This window comes from Segatella copri (genome assembly GCF_009494395.1).
In the GTDB taxonomy this organism is placed as follows: domain Bacteria; phylum Bacteroidota; class Bacteroidia; order Bacteroidales; family Bacteroidaceae; genus Prevotella.
This window is the reverse complement of sequence record NZ_VZCB01000094.1, coordinates 27,432-47,099: the sequence shown is the minus strand read 5'-3', so window position 1 is coordinate 47,099 and position 19,668 is coordinate 27,432. Positions and strand designations below refer to the sequence as shown.

The window sequence follows — 19,668 nt, the reverse complement described above, 5'->3', positions numbered from 1 at the left end:
ATCTCCTTTTTACTTTGTTAAGATCTGGTCGATAGTCTCAAGCGACTTTTCTGTAATCACTACAACATCTGCGTTCAAAATTTTGTACGAATTGACGTTAGATGCGAGGATAACCTCAGCGCGCTGTAAGTTACGTGCAGACAAATATACGTTTTTATTTGATTCTGGCAAAACAAAGAGTACTTTTTTGCCCTCAATTTTAAGATTCTTAAGAACACTTAAGAATTCTTTAGTCTTTGGAGCCTCGAATGTGAAATCTTCCAACATTACGATTGCGCTCTCCTGTGCCTTGTAAGACAAAGCAGACTTACGAGCAAGAATCTTTACTTTTTTGTTGAGCTTGAAGCGGTAATCACGTGGTTTAGGACCAAATACGCGAGCACCACCTACGAGTACAGGTGAGTTAATATCACCACGGCGAGCACCGCCGCCGCCCTTCTGACGACCAAGCTTACGAGTAGAACCGCTCATCTCGCTTCTCTCCTTAGACTTAGCTGTACCCTGACGCTGGTTAGCGAGATACTGCTTTACGTCGAGGTAGAGAACGTGATCGTTAGGCTCAATGCCGAAGACTGCATCATTAAGAGCTACCTTGCGGCCGGTCTCCTGACCTTTGATATCTAATACGCTAACTTCCATTATTTCTCAATTAAAACAGTTGAACCTTTGCATCCAGCGAAAGAACCCTTAACGATAAGGAGATTCTGCTCTGGAATTACCTTTAACACCTGAAGGTTCTGAGTTGTTACTCTATCACCTCCCATTTGGCCGCCCATGCGCATACCCTTGAATACCTTAGCAGGGTAAGAACATGCACCAATAGATCCCGGCTTGCGAGCGCGGTCATCCTGACCATGAGTAGACTGACCTACACCACCGAATCCGTGACGCTTAACAACGCCCTGGAAGCCTTTACCCTTTGATGTACCAATTACGTCAACGAACTTGCAGCCGTTGAAGATTTCAACTGTAATGGTGTCACCGAGGTTGTACTCCTCATCAAACTTGAACTCGGCCAAGTGCTTCTTAGGTGTTGTGCCTGCCTTCTTGAAGATTCCCATCATAGGCTGAGAAGTACGCTTCTCCTTAGCCTCGCCGAAACCTAACTGATAAGCCTTGTAACCATCCTTTTCTACGGTCTTAACCTGGGTTACAACACAAGGACCTACTTCGATAACAGTGCACGGAATGTTCTTACCGTCGGCACTGAAAACGGATGTCATTCCGATTTTCTTTCCAATTAATCCTGGCATTTCAATTTAATTTTTAATAATTAGACTTTGATTTCTACTTCTACACCACTTGGCAATTCAAGCTTCATCAAGGCATCAACTGTCTTAGCTGTTGAGCTGTAGATGTCGATGAGACGCTTGAAATCTGAGAGCTGGAACTGCTCGCGAGACTTCTTGTTAACGAAAGTACTACGGTTTACAGTAAAAATACGCTTGTGTGTTGGCAATGGAATAGGACCGCTAACGATAGCGCCTGTTGCCTTTACAGCCTTCACAATCTTCTCAGCTGACTTGTCAACCAACTGGTGGTCGTAAGACTTCAGCTTAATTCTGATTTTCTGACTCATTTTTAAAATTAAGTTATTATTATATGAATTATTTTAGTCTAAAGGAAGAAGAGGTACGCTGCTTAAGAGTCATTCGCTAAGCAGCGCCTCATCTTACCGTTATTTCTTTATTTTATTAAAGGAGTTCTGCGTGACCCTTAACCTCCTCCAACACAGCCTTAGCAATTGTTGAAGAAAGAGGTGCATGATGATCGTACTCCATAGAACTTGTTGCACGACCAGAAGTGATAGTACGCAAAGCTGTTACATAACCGAACATCTCAGCCAATGGAACCATTGCCTTTACGATGCGAGCACCGCTACGACCTTCTTCCATACCCTGAACGAGACCACGGCGCTTGTTCAAGTCACCGATTACGTCACCCATGTTCTCTTCTGGAGTAACAACCTCTACCTTCATGATAGGCTCCATCAAGACAGGACCAGCCTTAGGGCAAAGTACCTTGAATGCCTGATGTGCTACCAACTCGAATGACAACTGGTCAGAGTCAACTGGGTGGAAGCTACCATCTGTCAAAGTTACCTTCAAACCTGTCATTGGGAAGCCACCGAGTACACCATTTGACAAGCAGTCAGCGAAGCCCTTCTGTACTGATGGGATGAATTCCTTAGGAACGTTACCACCCTTAACCTCGTTGATGAACTGCAAGTCGCCCTCCTTGTAATCCTCGTCCTTAGGACCGATGGTTACATCGATACAAGCGAACTTACCACGACCACCAGACTGCTTCTTGTAAGTCTCACGGCTCTGAGCTGTCTTAGTGATAGCCTCCTTGTAGTTAACCTGAGGTTTACCCTGGTTACACTCAACCTTGAACTCACGCTTCAAACGGTCGATGATGATATCCAAGTGGAGCTCACCCATACCAGAGATGATAGTCTGACCGCTCTGCTCATCAGTACGTACTGTAAAGGTTGGATCCTCCTCAGCCAACTTAGCGAGACCGTTATCCATCTTAGCGATGTCAGCCTGGCTCTTAGGCTCAACTGCGATAGAGATTACAGTATCAGGGAATGTCATAGACTCCAATACGATTGGGTGATCCTCATCACAGAGTGTATCACCAGTACGGATATCCTTGAAACCTACACCTGCACCGATATCACCTGCGTCGATTGACTCCATTGGGATTTCCTGCTTAGAGTTCATCTGGAACAGACGGCTGATACGCTCGCGCTTGCCAGAACGTGGGTTGTAAACATAAGAACCAGCAACAACCTTACCTGAGTAAACGCGGAAGAATACCAAGCGGCCCATGAATGGGTCAGTAGCAATCTTAAATGCGAGAGCAGATGTTGGCTCATCCTCAGATGGCTTACGATCTTCTTCCTCTTCTGTATCAGGGTTAGTACCGATGATATTTGGAGTATCCATTGGTGATGGCAAGAATGCACATACATAGTCGAGCAATGGCTGAACACCCTTGTTCTTGTATGAAGAACCGAGCAACATTGGGCAGCATTCCATAGCGCAGCAACCCTTACGGATAGCAGCAAGGAGTTTCTCCTCTGGAATATCCTGACCATCGAGATAGAGCTCCATAACCTCGTCATCGAAGTTAGCAGCACCCTCAAGAAGCTTATCACGCCACTCTGCAGCCTCGTCAGCCAAATCAGCAGGAATTTCCTCTACGTCATACTCAGCACCCATAGTCTCATCGTGCCAGAGAATAGCCTTCATCTTGATCAGGTCAACTACACCCTTGAAGTTCTCCTCTGCACCAATAGGAATCTGAATAGCAATAGGATTAGCACCCAAGATATCCTTCATCTGCTGAACTGTCTCAAAGAAGTTAGCACCTGAACGGTCCATCTTGTTTACATAACCGATACGAGGTACATTGTACTTGTCAGCCTGGCGCCATACTGTCTCTGACTGTGGCTGTACACCGTCAGCTGCAGAATATGTAGCAACAGCACCATCGAGTACACGGAGTGAACGCTCAACCTCAGCAGTGAAGTCAACGTGTCCCGGAGTATCGATCAAGTTAATCTTATAAGACTTACCGAGATAGTTCCAGTTACAAGTTGTAGCTGCAGAAGTGATAGTAATACCACGCTCCTGCTCCTGGGCCATCCAGTCCATTGTAGCAGCACCATCGTGTACCTCACCGATCTTATGAGTCTTACCTGTATAGAACAAGATACGCTCAGATGTTGTTGTCTTACCGGCATCGATGTGCGCCATGATACCGATGTTACGTGTCAAATGTAAATCGCGATTTGCCATTTTCTTTTAAACCTATTTTATATGTTAAATTAGAATCTGAAGTGAGCAAATGCACGGTTAGCCTCAGCCATACGATGCATATCCTCCTTACGCTTGAAAGCGCCACCCTGATTGTTATAAGCATCCATAATCTCAGCAGCAAGCTTGTCTGCCATAGTCTTACCACCACGCTTGCGAGCGAAGCTGATAAGGTTCTTCATAGAGATACTTTCCTTACGGTCAGGACGAATTTCTGTAGGAACCTGGAAGGTAGCACCACCAATACGGCGGCTCTTAACCTCAACCTGTGGAGTAATATTATCGAGAGCCTGCTTCCAAATTTCAAGTGCAGACTTCTCCTCGTTAGCCATCTTAGCCTTAACGGTATCGAGTGCATTGTAGAAAATCTCATAAGATGTATTCTTCTTACCATCATACATCAAATGATTTACGAATTTAGAGACCTTCTGGTCGTTGAAGACTGGATCTGGGAGGATCACTCTCTTCTTTGGTTTTGCTTTTCTCATTTTTAATCGAAAAAATTTAAATTCTGCATGGGGCTGTATATCGTTCTTCAACACTCGCACCCGAGTATTTACTCAACCTGTTACTTCTCCAGCAAAACGTTTAATAAAATAATCTTTTTACCTAAACTCTCGACCTTCTCCGACCGTGAGTTTTCGGATTTCTTTTAATTTTGTCCGGATTTAGAATTACTTCTTTGCCTTTGGACGCTTAGCACCGTACTTAGAACGACGCTGTGTGCGGTTTGCAACACCTGCGGTATCAAGAGTACCACGAACGATGTGATAACGAACACCAGGAAGGTCCTTTACACGACCACCACGAACCAATACGATTGAGTGCTCCTGCAAATTGTGTCCCTCTCCTGGAATGTAAGAGTTAACCTCCTTAGAGTTTGTCAAACGTACACGGGCAACCTTACGCATTGCCGAATTAGGCTTCTTTGGAGTTGTTGTGTAAACACGAACGCAAACACCACGACGCTGAGGACATGAATCCAAAGCTGGAGACTTGCTCTTGTCTACCAAAACTCTTCTGCCTTTTCTTACTAACTGTGAAATAGTAGGCATAATTTTACTTTTTAATTTATTATTTTGTTTTTTATTATTGTCTTATTTCCGTATAAGCCACCACATTATGGGGCTTTTCGGGGTGCAAAGTTACGATTTTTTCTGCAAACTACCTAATATTATAGGTAACTTTTGAAAAAGGACACTAAATTTTAACTTTATATAACTATTAAAAACAAAACTTATAAAGAAAAAGTGGAATTTAGCAGGAAATTTAGTCTTAGTATGTATGTTTATGGATTAAGCCTCACCTTTTGGTGTGCCGAATGGAGCGATAGTACGATCCTGCTGCTCTTCAGCCATCTTAATCTTACCAAAAGTCTGCTCATAATTATATACATTACTCTGCAAGGCCTGAAGCAAACGCTTAGCGTGCTCTGGTGCCATGATGACACGGCTCTTGATCTGAGGTGCCGGCATTCCCGGGAGTGCACAAGCAAAATCCAAAATGAAATCTGAGCTAGAATGGGTAATCAATGCCAAGTTTGAATATGTACCTTCTGCTACTTCTGGGCTGATACCCATCTGGAACTGATTCTGCTGTTCCTTATTCTTATTTTCTTCCATAATTTTATTAAGTTAATAGGGTTAAACTTTAATTTATGATGCAAATTTACACATAATATCTGGAAAAAACGAATAATCTGCCAATTATTTTGTGTTAAAAGTCCTTTCACACTAAAACGCTTCAAAGACACAAGCGTAGTATGAAAGGACTTTTGAAATATAAATTCTTTTTTATCTGAAGAACCGGTCTATCAAAAACGGCTCTTCTCTGCATTACCAGCACCTGAGCCCTTATACTTTCTATGACCGGAATTGAATTTATAGACCACCCTGACACCAATTTCACGGGCACTATTATAACTATCCTTCGTCAAGGTTGCATGGTCGCCATACATGGTCCATTGGTCTTTCTGACTTCTGAAGATATCATCAGCATAGAAATTAACAGTCAAGGCTTCATCAAAGAATGTCTTAACCATTCGCATAGAGGCAAAATAACCAGAGCGATACCGGCGGAAGGCATTATAGGATGTAGTATTGGCATGAAGGGTCACCCATGAAGTCCAAGTAGAACTCAACTTAAACTTGTTGTTCCATGTAATACCCAAGGCAGGCTTCGACAAACCACGAGGGGCACCATATTTTTCCGCATCAAAAAAAGGCTTCTGAAAGAAGACTTGCCATATAGGCTGATACCAATCGAACTTGGGAGCAGCTATGACATACGCTGTCATCGTCTGCTTGCTGGAAAAGTTCACATTTCTCAAGAAGGCTATATCCTGATGATTATAAAGGGTAACATACCAGATGATGGGATTGTCCTCATAAAGATACTCCACACCAAACGAAATCCAGTTGCACATCACATCCAATGAAACATCATGAGCAATGGTAGGACGAAGATAAGGATCGCCACCTTCATACATATAGCGATTATCATACTGCACCTCATTGCGCAAGGAACTATAAGAAGGACGCTTTGTCTTGCAGGTATACGCCAGAGATGCCGCCCATGGTTCCTTATTCCATGACAGGGTCAGGTTGGGAAACCAATTGCTATAATTCCTGCTAGGCTCTTCTTCATACTTACCGAAAGAATAATACTTGGCAGACACATACTCGTATCTCAATCCTGCATCCATTGAAAACGAGCCTAAAGGATATGAAAAGGCAAGAAATCCCGCCAAATTATCTTCCTTCATATCGGTAGAAGCATCCGCCACAACACCTTCCGCATTGCTATATTCTCCGCTACTGTGGGTATGGCTCACTTCGCTTCCTAACTCCAACTGCCCCTTGGCTATGGGATAAGAAAGAACCAGTTTGCCTGCAAGCAACTGATTATGGCGGCGACTCGCAGTATGGATTTCCCGATTTTCCAATACGGTAGCCTCTTCTGTTTCCAACATATCCCGCCCAGTTTTTTGCCAGAGACAGGTTCCATTAAAGTCTATTCCCAGTTTATTGACCTTTCCCACATAGTAAGCATTCAACTCATGGGTAGGACCACCTATATCATCGACCAATGCTTTCTGTTTGATGATATCCACAGGTTGTCCCTCATTGAATATTTCCTGCTGTCCATCAACATGCCCTTTCGCATAGGGTTCGCATTCTAAATCATAAGAAGCACCGATAGAGTTTTCATCATTGAGGTCATAATTGAAACCAAAGTTTACTTCTCCCATTGTATTGCGATAGGATAAGGGATCATACTGGTTTACGGTAACATTCTTCGTTCCTTCAATATGCTGAATTAGCGAAGTAGCCTCCTTATGCCCTCTTGTATATCCCCAAAGAGACCCAAACAAGTTGAGCTTTTCACTCTGATAATTGAGACTAAGCTGTTCTGACCCTCCCAGATATCCATTATACCATACCATGGAATTCAAGGATCCACTCACCCCTTCGCCCTGCTTCTTGACGGTTCGGATACGTATGACAGAGCTAACCGTGGCATCATATCTTGCACCAGGCGAAGTAATGATTTCCACATTCTTGATGGCATCAGACTTCAGGCGCTGCAATTCCCTGGAATCTCTCACCTGCTTATTGTTGATATATATAATAGGTGTACCCTTGCCATAAACGCTGATGACATCGGTACTACTTACATTGATGCGAGGTAATTGTCGGAGTACATCAACGGCATCTCCTACTTTTGACAAATCAGAATGCTGTATGTCTATGAGCATTCCTTCACGTCCCATCTTGAAAGAAGGCAATTTCGCCTTCACCGTAACACCATTGATATGCATGGTACTCTCCTTCAACACCACATTTCCGACTTTTCCCACATTATATATATTATATAAGGTGTAATAACCCACACAACTTACTTTGGCGAGAACCTTCTTCATGCCACAAGGTATCACGAAATTGCCGCTGGCATTGGTCACACCACCTGTGAGAAAGGAAGAATCCCTGGGATTGAGTAAAGCCACATTAGCAAACTCCACTGGTCGATGACGTTCATCTATCACCCGTCCCATCATTTTGGTAGGTTCCTTTTGGGTACATTCCACGAATATCAAGCTATCCTCTATCGTAGCCTTCATCGGATAGAATCCAAAGACCCGTCCCAAAGCTTCCTGCAAATCGAGATTACGGAAAGAGGTAGTGACGGTGAAATCTTCCAGTTCATTATAGATAAAACTGATTTTATATCGACGGGTTGCCTTGTCTAAATCCTTCAGGACTTCAGACATGGAACGGTTGTTATAGCTTCTAGAGATGCGCTGTCCAAACGATGCCTGTACCAACAGACACATCAGGAAAGCGAACATATATTTCTTCATAATTTTTATATTGATTTGATACATATTACAAATAAGCCAACTTGCAAACAGACCTGTCTGCGACAGGGTTATTCTACAACAAGTTGCTCATTGTCCAAAGAGAGAATTATCTGCTGTGAATGATTCAACTCATCCACTACACTCTGCAGACTGTTCTCGCTGTTCCATTCATAATAGAAACGAAGCTGCTTGGCTTCCTGGTTCTGGAACACAATATTCACTCCATAATACTCTGCCATTTCTCCGAGCATCGTTTCTAAGGAAACATTGTCGAAAGTCTTATGCACAATTTCCTTCTTGACATCAGATGACGTAGCTTTATCACTGACAGCAGCAGTATTTGGACTGGATACTACTTTTACCTGAGACGTATCCCCTGCCGATGTTTCTTCTACCTGACGATGCGAACTGAATGTATGAATGGCAGCAAAGGCGATGCCAGACAGCAAACATACACCTATAAAGGAAGCAGCGAGTTTGCGCCAATCAAAACGGGACTTCACTACCGGATGCTGTTCAGTAAACAATTGCCATTCCTTATCTACATCCAAATCTTTCTCTGTCGCTTCTTTATCAAAAGCCATACGCATCTCCATCATCGTGAGATAGGTCTGGCGAGACTCCTCATCTTGGAGAATCTCTTTCATCTGAGACTCAGAATAATGCTCTGGGTGCTCAATCATGTCGATTACTTGTGTTAACTTATCCATTGTTCTTGGGATTAAAATGTTCTTTTATTCGTTTGATACCTTGAGCAAGATGCTTATAGACGGCAGCCTCACTGATACCTAACTCTTCTGAGATTTCACGATAAGTGAGTTTCTGGCGATAATGCATATTGACCACGCGGCGGGTTTGGAGCGTCAATTCTTCATCTACAAAACGAAGCATCTGATCTGCCTTGCTCATCTCATGGTCTATCTCGCGAATGATTCGGTTTTCATCATGCACGATATCTACCGTATGGTCCACCTTAAGACCAGCCTTGACCTTTTCGTGAAGGGTCATCTTTCTGAGATAATTCAAACATCGGTTTCGAGTAAGAACGACAAAGTAACCTTCCGTACTTTTAGGTGGAAGGCGAAGCTTTCCACTGAGCAAATCTGCAAAAATATCGCTCACCACATCCCTTGCGGTCTCTTCATCTCCTAGAATCATCCTCGAAACGAGAAACATCTTTGAATAATGCTGGCGAAAAAGTTGTTCTATCTTTTCCATTTCTATTTTTATCTGTATTGTTTATCCCAAGAACACATCAAGGTACAAAATTCCCAACCCATGAAGAAGAAAAAATATAAAAAAGTTAGCGCATAACGGTTGACCGCCGCATGCACATCACCTGTCATGCAAGCGCACATCAGCTGATATGCAAGCGCACAACAGCTGTTGTGCGACCAGAGATACTAGCTTTCCCAAAAACTTTAGCTGTCTTTTCCAACAATATATCAATAGCATACAAAAGAAAAAGAGGGTGCATCATAATCTTATGACACACCCTCCTTATTATATATGTGACTCTACCCTACTGATTAGTCCACGATAGGAGTATCTGCATAGTCGAGTACATTCTTTCTATTAGCTTGCATACGCTCGTACTCTTCCTTAGAGCCGACGATGAGCTTCTCCCACTGACGGAGACCAGTACCTGCAGGAATCAAGTGACCGCAGATTACATTCTCCTTCATACCCTCAAGGTAATCAACCTTACCACGGATAGCAGCCTCGTTCAAGACCTTAGTAGTTTCCTGGAAGGAAGCAGCACTCATGAAGCTCTTTGTACCGAGAGCTGCACGGGTAATACCCTGAAGAATCTGAGTAGAAGTAGCAGCTACGGCATCACGAACCTGTACAAGTTTCTTGTCACGACGCTTCAAGGCAGAGTTTTCGTCACGCAATCTGCGTGCTGTGATAATCTGACCAGGCTTAAGTTCGGTGCTGTCGCCGGCATCGGCAACAACCTTCTTACCCCAGATACGATCATTTTCCTCTGCGAAGTCGAGCTTGTCAACCAACTCCTGCTCCAGGAATGTTGTATCACCTGGATCGTCGATACGAACCTTACGCATCATCTGACGTACCACAACCTCGAAGTGCTTATCGTTGATAGCCACACCCTGGAGACGGTAAACGTCCTGAATCTGGTTAACGATATACTCCTGAACAGCAGTAGGACCCATGATGGCGAGGATATCGCCAGGAGTTACACTACCATCAGAAAGAGGAGTACCAGCACGTACAGCATCATGCTCCTGTACCAGGATCTGCTTAGAGAGAGATACGAGATACTTCTTCTGATCACCAGTCTTAGATGTTACGATGATCTCACGGTTACCACGCTTTACCTTACCCATGGTTACCTCACCATCGATTTCTGATACGACAGCAGGATTAGATGGGTTACGAGCCTCGAGAAGCTCGGTAACACGTGGAAGACCACCGGTGATATCACCAGCACCACCAACCGCACGAGGAATCTTAACCAACACCTCACCGGTCTTGATAGTCTGACCATCCTCAACAATGAGGTGACCACCTACAGGGAAGTTGTATGTACCAACTACCTCACCATTAGCATCGATAACATCACAAGAAGGAACCATCGCCTTATTCTTTGAATCAGTGATGATCTTCTCCTCCAAACCAGTGGTCTCATCGACCTCGGCACGGTAGGTCTGATCCTTCTGAACGTCATTGAACTTCAATGTACCGGCATACTGGCTGACGATAACGGCGTTGAATGGGTCCCAACGGGCAATCACAGTATCCTTTTCAACAACTTCACCTTCCTTATGATACAGAGAAGAACCGTAAGGAACATTTAATGTAGCAAGGATGATGTTTGTATTTGGATCAACGAAACGGATTTCGGCCAAGTGGCTTACTACCTTCTCGCACTTGATATCATTTCCTTCCTCATCTTCCTCGATGAAAGGAACAGTGCTCAACTCATCAAACTCGATACGAGACTTGTTCTTCGCAGCAATCTTAGCATTGGCAGCAGCGTTAGACGCAATACCACCGGCGTGGAATGTACGGAGAGTAAGCTGAGTACCAGGCTCACCAATAGCCTGAGCTGCGATGACACCGACAGCCTCACCAAGCTGAACCATGCGGGCTGTAGCCAAGTTACGACCGTAACACTTCATGCAGACACCCTTCTTGCTCTCACAGGTAAGTACGGAACGAATCTCAACGCTCTCGATAGGAGACTCATCGATTGCCTTAGCCTTTGGCTCAGTAATTTCCTCACCTGCCTTAACTATCAACTCACCTGTAGTTGGGTGGATAATGTCATGAACTGATACACGACCCAGGATACGCTCATAGAGTGAAGAAATAATCTCATCACCATTCTTCAATGCTGTACATACCAGACCGCGCAATGTACCACAATCCTCCTCAGTGATGATGACGTCATGAGAAACGTCAACAAGACGACGAGTCAGGTAACCAGCATCAGCAGTCTTCATAGCGGTATCCGCAAGACCCTTACGGGCACCGTGAGAAGCGATAAAGTACTCCAACACTGACATACCCTCCTTAAAGTTAGAAAGGATAGGGTTCTCAATGATCTGCGCACCCTCTGCACCAGCCTTCTGAGGCTTAGCCATCAAACCACGCATACCTGACAACTGCTTAATCTGATCCTTAGAACCACGGGCTCCGGAATCAAGCATCATGTATACAGCGTTGAATCCCTGGTCAGCTTCAGTCATCTCCTTCATCAAGATGTTACCCAAGTCAGTATTTACGTGAGTCCATGCATCGATAACCTGGTTGTAACGCTCCTTGTTGGTGATGAAACCCATATTATAGTTGTTGGTGATTTCCTCAACCTCCTTGCGACCACGCTCAACGATAGCCTCCTTCTCTGGTGGGATAATGATATCACCAAGGTTAAATGACAAACCTGCAACGTATGCCATACGATAACCCAAGTTCTTAATACCATCGAGGAATTCACATGCCTCAGCCATACCTACAGCCTTGATTACACTAGAAATCAAGCCACGGAGAGTCTTCTTGGAGATGACATCGTTGAAGAATCCTACCTCATCAGGGATGATACCATTCACGATAACACGACCTACAGAAGTCTCAACCATACGCTTCTGAATCTTACCGTCAACCAAGTCGTCAACGACAACCTTTACCAAAGCGTGGAGATCACAACGACCCTCGTTACGGGCAATCAAAGCCTCCTCAGGACCGTAGAATGTCAATCCCTCGCCCTTTGCACCTGGACGAATCTTTGTAATATAGTAGAGACCAAGCACCATATCCTGAGAAGGAACGGTGATAGGTGCACCATTAGCAGGGTTCAGAATGTTATGGCTCTGGAGCATCAGAATCTGAGTCTCCAAGATAGCCTCATTGCTCAATGGAAGGTGAACAGCCATCTGGTCACCATCGAAGTCGGCGTTGAACGCTGTACATGCCAATGGGTGCAACTGGATAGCCTTACCCTCAATCATCTTAGGCTGGAAAGCCTGAATACCGAGACGGTGAAGTGTAGGGGCACGGTTCAACATAACCGGATGACCCTTCATCACGTTCTCGAGGATATCCCAGATAACAGGCTCGCGACGGTCAACAATCTTCTTGGCACTCTTAACAGTCTTGACAATACCACGCTCAATCAACTTGCGGATGATAAATGGTTTGTAAAGCTCTGCAGCCATCAACTTAGGAAGACCACACTCACCCATCTTCAACTCAGGACCTACAACGATTACCGAACGAGCAGAATAGTCTACACGCTTACCCAACAAGTTCTGACGGAAACGACCCTGCTTACCCTTCAAAGAGTCAGAGAGAGACTTCAATGGACGATTGCTCTCACTCTTGACAGCAGAACTCTTGCGAGAGTTGTCGAACAAACTGTCAACAGCCTCCTGCAACATACGCTTCTCGTTTCGGAGAATCACTTCAGGAGCCTTGATTTCAACCAATCTCTTCAAACGGTTGTTACGGATGATAACACGACGATAGAGGTCGTTCAAGTCTGATGTAGCGAAACGACCACCGTCCAGCGGTACCAATGGGCGAAGCTCTGGAGGAGTAACAGGAATAATCTTCATGATCATCCATTCAGGCTTGTTAATACCCTTGCTGGCACGGAAACCCTCTACTACCTGAAGACGCTTCAAAGCCTCAGTCTTACGCTGCTGGCTAGAGTCGTTGTTAGCTCGGTCACGAAGTTCGTATGACAGATTGTCGAGGTCTACATTCTGAAGAAGCTCATAGATAGCCTCTGCACCCATCTTGGCAATGAACTTGTTAGGATCTGAATCATCCAAACGATCATTTTCCTCGCTGATCTGGTTGTCGATAATGTCGATATACTCATCTTCTGTCAGGAGATCGAGCTTATGAGAACCGTTTACTTCCAATCCATCAGCATCTGTCTTACCTTCCATCACACCAGGCTGGATAACTACATACTTCTCGTAGTAGATAACAGCATCAAGCTTCTTGGTTGGCATACCGAGGAGGTAACCAATCTTGTTAGGAAGAGAACGGAAATACCAGATGTGAGCTACAGGAACAACGAGTTCAATGTGACCAGAACGCTCACGACGAACCTTCTTCTCAGTAACCTCTACACCGCATCGGTCGCAGACGATTCCCTTGTAGCGGATGCGCTTGTACTTACCGCAGGCGCACTCATAGTCCTTGGTAGGACCAAAAATGCGCTCGCAGAAGAGACCATCACGCTCCGGCTTGTATGTTCGATAATTAATGGTTTCAGGCTTAGTAACCTCACCATACGAATTTTCCAGGATCTCCTCAGGAGAAGCGAGACCGATGGTAATCTTCGTAAAATTATTCTTTACCTTTGTATCTTTTTTGAAAGCCATGTTTCTATATCTTAATTAGGGGTTCTCAAAATTAATCCAGTTTGATGCTCAAGCCAAGGCCGCGAAGCTCATGGAGCAATACGTTGAGTGACTCTGGAATGCCAGGTGTTGGCATTGGATCACCCTTCACAATTGCCTCGTATGCCTTGCTACGTCCTACAACGTCATCTGACTTGATAGTCAGAATCTCCTGCAATACGTGGCTGGCACCGAATGCCTCGATGGCCCAAACCTCCATCTCTCCGAATCGCTGACCACCAAACTGTGCCTTACCACCAAGTGGCTGCTGAGTAATCAGAGAGTAAGGACCGATGGAACGTGCGTGCATCTTATCCTCAACCATGTGACCCAACTTCAAGAAGTAAGTCATACCAACTGTAGCTGGCTGGTCGAACTGCTCACCTGTCTCACCATCATAGAGGTAAGTAGAACAGAAGCGAGGCAAACCAGCCTTATCTGTCCATTCAGAAAGGTCTTCCAGCTTAGCACCGTCAAAGATAGGAGTCGCGAACTTAACACCCAACTTCTTACCTGCAGCACCGAGGATACACTCAAAGATCTGACCAAGGTTCATTCGAGAAGGCACACCCAATGGGTTCAATACCATATCAACAGGACGACCGTCTGCCATGAATGGCATATCCTCAAGACGAACTACCTTAGAAACGATACCCTTATTACCGTGACGACCAGCAAGCTTATCACCTACCTGAATCTTACGCTTCTTAGCGATGTAAACCTTAGCCATCTGAAGAATTCCTGATGGAAGCTCATCACCGATAGTAATAGCAAACTTGCGACGCTTCAACTCAGCATCAAGCTGCTTGTACTTGCGGATATAGTTCATGATCAAACGCTGGATCAAACCATTGGTATGGTCATCATCTGTCCAACCATTAGACTGAACGCCATCATACTCCAGGTTCTTCAAGGCAGTAGCAGTGAACTTGCTACCCTTGGTAATGATTTCAGCACCTGTATAATCCTTGACGCCCTCAGAAGTCTTTCCCTCTGTCAGAGTGAGCAACTTATCAACGAGAATATCCTTCAAGTCGTCTCCCTTTGCCTCGTACTCCTCATCAATCTTTGCAAGTATAATCTTATCCTGCTTCTTGGATTCACGAGTCTTCACTGCACGTGAGAACAACTTCTTGTCAATAACAACACCACTCAAAGATGGATTAGCCTTCAATGAAGAATCCTTCACATCACCAGCCTTGTCACCGAAGATAGCACGGAGCAACTTCTCTTCTGGTGAAGGATCGCTCTCACCCTTTGGTGAAATCTTACCAATCATGATATCGCCTGGCTCAATTCTAGCACCTACGCGAACGATACCATTATCATCGAGGTCCTTTGTAGCTTCTTCGCTTACGTTTGGAATATCGGAAGTAAATTCCTCTACACCACGCTTAGTCTCACGAACATCAAGAGAATACTCGTCTACGTGAACAGAAGTCAACACGTCATCGCGAACCATGCGCTCAGAGATAACGACGGCATCCTCATAGTTATAACCCTTCCAAGGGATATAAGCAACGAGCAAGTTACGACCCAAAGCCAACTCACCATTTTCTGTAGCATAACCCTCAGTCAGGATATCGCCAGCCTTTACACGTTGACCCTTATTGCAGATAGGACGCAAGTCGATGGTCATATTCTGGTTGGTACGACGGAACTTAGGAATACGATACTCCTTCAAAGCAGGCTCGAAGCTTACGAACTCATCATCCTCTGTACGATCGTAAAGAATACGGATGGTTGTAGCATCTACATATTCGATAACACCCTCGCCTTCTGCAGTAACCATAGTACGTGAATCTTCACAAACCTGCTTCTCAAGACCAGTACCTACGATAGGTGCATCATTGTGAAGCAATGGAACAGCCTGGCGCATCATGTTACATCCCATCAACGCACGGTGACCGTCATCATGCTCCAAGAATGGAATCAAACCTGCTGATACAGAAGCAATCTGCTGAGGTGACACGTCAACATAATCAACGTCTGCAGGAGGAACAACTGGGTAATCAGCATCCTGACGGCACTTAACAACGTCACGGATAAATTCACCTTCTTCTGTCAAAGGAGCATTACCCTGACCAATAATCTTAGCCTCTTCATCCTCAGCGGTCAAGAATACGACATCAGCATTATCCATGTCCACCTTGCTGTCGTTAACCTTACGGTAAGGAGTAACGATAAAGCCAAGGTCATTGATCTTTGCATACATACAGAGAGAAGAAATCAAACCGATGTTTGGACCTTCAGGACTCTCAATAGGACAAAGACGACCATAGTGAGTATAGTGTACGTCACGAACCTCGAAACCTGCACGCTCACGAGACAAACCACCAGGACCGAGGGCAGAAAGACGACGCTTGTGAGTTACCTCAGCCAATGGGTTGGTCTGGTCCATGAACTGTGACAATGGGTTTGTACCGAAGAATGAGTTGATAACACTAGAGATGGTCTTGGCATTGATCAAATCTGTTGGTGTAAACACCTCATTGTCACGAACGTTCATACGCTCACGGATTGTACGGCTCATACGTGCCAAACCGATAGAGAACTGGTTAGCCAGCTGCTCGCCAACGGTACGAACACGACGGTTAGACAAGTGGTCGATATCATCAACTGTAGCACTTGAGTTGATGAGCTGAATCAAATATTTGATAATCTCGATGATATCGTCCTTAGTCAAAACGCGGACATCCATATCTGTATCGAGACCCAACTTCTTATTAATACGGTAGCGACCTACCTCACCCAAATCATAACGCTTATCTGAGAAGAACAAGTTCTGGAATACTTCGCGTGCACTGGCATCATCAGCAGGATCAGCATTACGCAACTGACGATAAATGTAGTTGACAGCCTCCTTTTCAGAGTTACTTGGGTCCTTTGCCAATGTATTGAAGATGATGGTAAACTTGTTAGCAGCCTCTTCATCCTTGTGAAGAAGAACAGTAGAAGCACCACTCTCAACAATCTCCTCGATGTTATCGACAGTCAACTCGGTTTCACGTTCCATGATAACCTCGTTACGTTCGATAGATACAACTTCACCAGTATCCTCATCAACGAAGTCCTCATTCCAACTCTTCAGGACACGTGCAGCAAGCTTGCGACCGATAGCAGCCTTCATATTCTTCTTGTTAACCTTAACCTCCTCAGCAAGGTCGAAAATCTGAAGAATATCCTTATCCTGCTCATAGCCGATAGCACGAAGCAAGGTAGTAACAGGCAACTTCTTCTTACGGTCGATGTAAGCATACATCACATTATTGATGTCAGTAGCAAACTCAATCCAGCTACCCTTGAAAGGAATGATACGGGCAGAATAGAGAAGAGTACCATTTGCATGAACACCCTGTCCAAAGAACACACCAGGTGAACGGTGCAACTGAGAAACAACAACACGCTCAGCACCATTGATGACGAATGTACCGTTAGAAGTCATGTAAGGGATAGTACCCAAGAATACATCTTGAATGAAAGTACCGAAATCCTCATGGTCAGGATCAGTACAATACAGTTTCATCTTAGCCTTCAAAGGTACGCTATATGTAAGACCGCGCTCCAAGCACTCATCGATAGAATAACGAGGAGGGTCAATATAGTAATCCAAGAACTCAAGAACGAAATTATTACGAGTATCGGTGATAGGGAAATTCTCAGAGAACACCTTATACAAACCGTCATTCTTGCGTTCCTCAGGCGGAGTATCCAACTGTAAGAAGTCCTTAAAAGACTTTAACTGCACATCGAGAAAATCCGGATATGGGTACGGATTATGGACGCTGGCAAAATTTACTCTGTTATCAACAATTTTTGTAGCCATTAGAAGTTATTAAATGGGGTTTTATTAACATGATAATAAAAGACACAAAAAGGTTAGGACTCGCCTACTAGGAGAATCCTAACCATTATGTAAGAGATGTAATTAATCTAATTACTTGAGCTCTACCTTAGCACCAGCCTCTTCGATAGCCTTCTTAAGGTTCTCAGCCTCGTCCTTAGATACACCCTCCTTGATTGTAGAAGGAGCACCGTCTACGAGATCCTTAGCCTCTTTCAAACCGAGACCACAAGCCTCCTTAACAGCCTTTACTACCTGGAGCTTAGCGCCACCAACCTCAGCGAGAACTACGTCGAATGAAGACTTCTCCTCAGCTGCAGCTGCACCACCAGCAGCAGGACCAGCAGCTACAGCTACAGCTGCAGCAGCAGGCTCAATTCCATACTCGTCCTTGAGGACTGTTGCCAACTCATTAACTTCCTTAACAGTAAGATTTACTAACTCTTCTGCAATAGCTTTAATATCTGCCATTTTATTCTAAATTTTTATTTGTTTATACTATTAAAATTGATAACATTGTGATTGATTACTCAGGACGCTCGCCCAATGTCTTAAGCACACCGTGAATAGTGTTGCTTCCTGATTGAAGAGCAGAAACAACGTTCTTTGCTGGAGACTGGAGCAAAGCAACAATCTCTGCGATAACCTCGCTCTTGCTCTTGATTGCTGAAAGTTCTGCGAGCTTGTCTGCACCAACATAAACACCTTCCTCTGCATAAGCAGCCTTCAATGCTGGGATGCCTTCCTTCTCGTATTCCTTCAACAACTTAGCTGGTACATTAGCTACGTTAGTGAACATAACTGCTGTAGTACCCTTCAAGCTGCCATAAAGCTCAGAGAAATCGATGTCTGATGCCTCAAATGCCTTGTGAAGCAAGGTATTCTTAACAACAACCATCTTAATCTCACTCTTGAAACACTTGCGACGAAGATTGCTTGTCTTCTCTGCATCCAATCCTGTAACATCTACAAGATAGAAGTGAGGGAATTCCTGAAGCAACTGTCCAAGTTTGGTGATGATAGTATCTTTAACTTCTTTCTTCATTTTACAAAACTTTTAGAGTTATTCAACTGATTTAGGATCAATCTTGATACCCTTACTCATAGTGCTAGAAATAAAGATACTCTTGATATATGTACCTTTAGCAGCAGCAGGCTTCAACTTGATAACTGTATTGATGAACTCCTTAGCATTTCCGTAGATCTGCTCTGAGGTCATACTAGCCTTACCGATTGAAGTGTGGATAATACCAGCCTTATCAACCTTAAAGTCAATCTTACCTTGCTTAACTTCCTTAACTGCCTTAGCAACATCCATAGTTACAGTGCCACTCTTAGGGTTTGGCATCAATCCACGAGGACCGAGAACACGACCCAAAGGACCAATCTTACCCATGCAAGATGGCATTGTGATGATGACATCAATATCTGTCCAACCACCCTTAATCTTCTCAACATATTCGTCGAGACCTACGTAGTCAGCGCCTGCTTCCTTAGCAGCAGCTTCCTGATCAGGAGTACAGAGAGCGAGCACGCGAGTAACCTTACCGGTACCGTTTGGCAATGAAACAACGCCACGAACCATCTGGTTAGCCTTACGTGGATCAACACCTAAACGTACATCAATATCAAGAGATGCATCAAACTTGGTTGTGGTAATTTCCTTAACCAACTCTGCAGCCTCTTTCAAAGTGTACATCTTCCCTGCTTCAACCTTATCAGCTACTGATTTTTGATTTTTTGTCAGTTTACTCATTT

The 19,668-nt window shown here is 44.4% G+C and carries 15 protein-coding genes; all 15 read right to left on the bottom strand.

What is annotated here, in order from left to right:
• Positions 1 to 9: 9 nt before the first annotated feature.
• Positions 10 to 639, bottom strand: coding sequence for a 50S ribosomal protein L4 (rplD, locus tag F7D73_RS12905; protein WP_153125301.1), 630 nt, complete (start codon positions 637 to 639; stop codon positions 10 to 12).
• The gene (gene rplC, locus F7D73_RS12900) at positions 639 to 1,253 is read right to left on the bottom strand and encodes a 50S ribosomal protein L3 (protein WP_153125299.1); all 615 of its coding nucleotides are present in this window, start codon (positions 1,251 to 1,253) and stop codon (positions 639 to 641) included. The genes rplD and rplC overlap by 1 nt, the downstream gene beginning before the upstream one ends.
• A gap of 20 nt (positions 1,254 to 1,273) precedes the next feature.
• Positions 1,274 to 1,579, bottom strand: coding sequence for a 30S ribosomal protein S10 (gene rpsJ / locus F7D73_RS12895; protein WP_006283658.1), 306 nt, complete (start codon positions 1,577 to 1,579; stop codon positions 1,274 to 1,276).
• A 115-nt stretch (positions 1,580 to 1,694) separates the two neighbouring features.
• A complete protein-coding gene (gene fusA, locus F7D73_RS12890) occupies positions 1,695 to 3,809 on the bottom strand; it encodes an elongation factor G (protein WP_153125297.1) in 2,115 nt (704 codons plus the stop codon).
• Positions 3,810 to 3,838: 29 nt separating this feature from the next.
• The gene (gene rpsG, locus F7D73_RS12885; protein ID WP_153125295.1) at positions 3,839 to 4,315 is read right to left on the bottom strand and encodes a 30S ribosomal protein S7; all 477 of its coding nucleotides are present in this window, start codon (positions 4,313 to 4,315) and stop codon (positions 3,839 to 3,841) included.
• 186 nt (positions 4,316 to 4,501) lie between these two features.
• Positions 4,502 to 4,882, bottom strand: a complete 381-nt coding sequence (gene rpsL / locus F7D73_RS12880) for a 30S ribosomal protein S12 (protein ID WP_006848839.1) — start codon at positions 4,880 to 4,882, stop codon at positions 4,502 to 4,504.
• A gap of 240 nt (positions 4,883 to 5,122) precedes the next feature.
• A complete protein-coding gene (locus tag F7D73_RS12875; protein ID WP_153125293.1) occupies positions 5,123 to 5,449 on the bottom strand; it encodes a DUF3467 domain-containing protein in 327 nt (108 codons plus the stop codon).
• Between the two features lie 191 nt (positions 5,450 to 5,640).
• The gene (locus F7D73_RS12870) at positions 5,641 to 8,187 is read right to left on the bottom strand and encodes a TonB-dependent receptor family protein (protein ID WP_194256921.1); all 2,547 of its coding nucleotides are present in this window, start codon (positions 8,185 to 8,187) and stop codon (positions 5,641 to 5,643) included.
• A gap of 68 nt (positions 8,188 to 8,255) precedes the next feature.
• Positions 8,256 to 8,897, bottom strand: coding sequence for a DUF4974 domain-containing protein (locus tag F7D73_RS12865; protein ID WP_153125289.1), 642 nt, complete (start codon positions 8,895 to 8,897; stop codon positions 8,256 to 8,258).
• The gene (locus F7D73_RS12860) at positions 8,890 to 9,405 is read right to left on the bottom strand and encodes a sigma-70 family RNA polymerase sigma factor (RefSeq protein WP_153125287.1); all 516 of its coding nucleotides are present in this window, start codon (positions 9,403 to 9,405) and stop codon (positions 8,890 to 8,892) included. The genes F7D73_RS12865 and F7D73_RS12860 overlap by 8 nt, the downstream gene beginning before the upstream one ends.
• A 311-nt stretch (positions 9,406 to 9,716) precedes the next feature.
• Positions 9,717 to 14,048 (bottom strand): DNA-directed RNA polymerase subunit beta', encoded by a 4,332-nt coding sequence (gene rpoC / locus F7D73_RS12855; protein ID WP_153125285.1) that lies wholly within the window; start codon positions 14,046 to 14,048, stop codon positions 9,717 to 9,719.
• A 31-nt stretch (positions 14,049 to 14,079) separates the two neighbouring features.
• Complete coding sequence (gene rpoB / locus F7D73_RS12850) at positions 14,080 to 17,892, bottom strand: DNA-directed RNA polymerase subunit beta (RefSeq protein ID WP_153125283.1); 3,813 nt, start codon at positions 17,890 to 17,892, stop codon at positions 14,080 to 14,082.
• A 111-nt stretch (positions 17,893 to 18,003) separates the two neighbouring features.
• Complete coding sequence (gene rplL, locus F7D73_RS12845) at positions 18,004 to 18,381, bottom strand: 50S ribosomal protein L7/L12 (RefSeq protein ID WP_089543935.1); 378 nt, start codon at positions 18,379 to 18,381, stop codon at positions 18,004 to 18,006.
• A gap of 55 nt (positions 18,382 to 18,436) precedes the next feature.
• A complete protein-coding gene (gene rplJ, locus F7D73_RS12840) occupies positions 18,437 to 18,955 on the bottom strand; it encodes a 50S ribosomal protein L10 (RefSeq protein ID WP_153125281.1) in 519 nt (172 codons plus the stop codon).
• 18 nt (positions 18,956 to 18,973) lie between these two features.
• A complete protein-coding gene (rplA, locus tag F7D73_RS12835; protein ID WP_153125279.1) occupies positions 18,974 to 19,666 on the bottom strand; it encodes a 50S ribosomal protein L1 in 693 nt (230 codons plus the stop codon).
• Between the last annotated feature and the right edge of the window lie 2 nt (positions 19,667 to 19,668).

Coding starts and splice junctions, on each gene's coding strand:
- rplD (WP_153125301.1), bottom strand. CDS start 639: ATGGAAGTTAGCGTATTAGATATCAAAGGTCAGGAGACCGGCCGCAAG.
- rplC (WP_153125299.1), bottom strand. CDS start 1,253: ATGCCAGGATTAATTGGAAAGAAAATCGGAATGACATCCGTTTTCAGT.
- rpsJ (WP_006283658.1), bottom strand. CDS start 1,579: ATGAGTCAGAAAATCAGAATTAAGCTGAAGTCTTACGACCACCAGTTG.
- fusA (WP_153125297.1), bottom strand. CDS start 3,809: ATGGCAAATCGCGATTTACATTTGACACGTAACATCGGTATCATGGCG.
- rpsG (WP_153125295.1), bottom strand. CDS start 4,315: ATGAGAAAAGCAAAACCAAAGAAGAGAGTGATCCTCCCAGATCCAGTC.
- rpsL (WP_006848839.1), bottom strand. CDS start 4,882: ATGCCTACTATTTCACAGTTAGTAAGAAAAGGCAGAAGAGTTTTGGTA.
- F7D73_RS12875 (WP_153125293.1), bottom strand. CDS start 5,449: ATGGAAGAAAATAAGAATAAGGAACAGCAGAATCAGTTCCAGATGGGT.
- F7D73_RS12870 (WP_194256921.1), bottom strand. CDS start 8,187: ATGAAGAAATATATGTTCGCTTTCCTGATGTGTCTGTTGGTACAGGCA.
- F7D73_RS12865 (WP_153125289.1), bottom strand. CDS start 8,897: ATGGATAAGTTAACACAAGTAATCGACATGATTGAGCACCCAGAGCAT.
- F7D73_RS12860 (WP_153125287.1), bottom strand. CDS start 9,405: ATGGAAAAGATAGAACAACTTTTTCGCCAGCATTATTCAAAGATGTTT.
- rpoC (WP_153125285.1), bottom strand. CDS start 14,048: ATGGCTTTCAAAAAAGATACAAAGGTAAAGAATAATTTTACGAAGATT.
- rpoB (WP_153125283.1), bottom strand. CDS start 17,892: ATGGCTACAAAAATTGTTGATAACAGAGTAAATTTTGCCAGCGTCCAT.
- rplL (WP_089543935.1), bottom strand. CDS start 18,381: ATGGCAGATATTAAAGCTATTGCAGAAGAGTTAGTAAATCTTACTGTT.
- rplJ (WP_153125281.1), bottom strand. CDS start 18,955: ATGAAGAAAGAAGTTAAAGATACTATCATCACCAAACTTGGACAGTTG.
- rplA (WP_153125279.1), bottom strand. CDS start 19,666: ATGAGTAAACTGACAAAAAATCAAAAATCAGTAGCTGATAAGGTTGAA.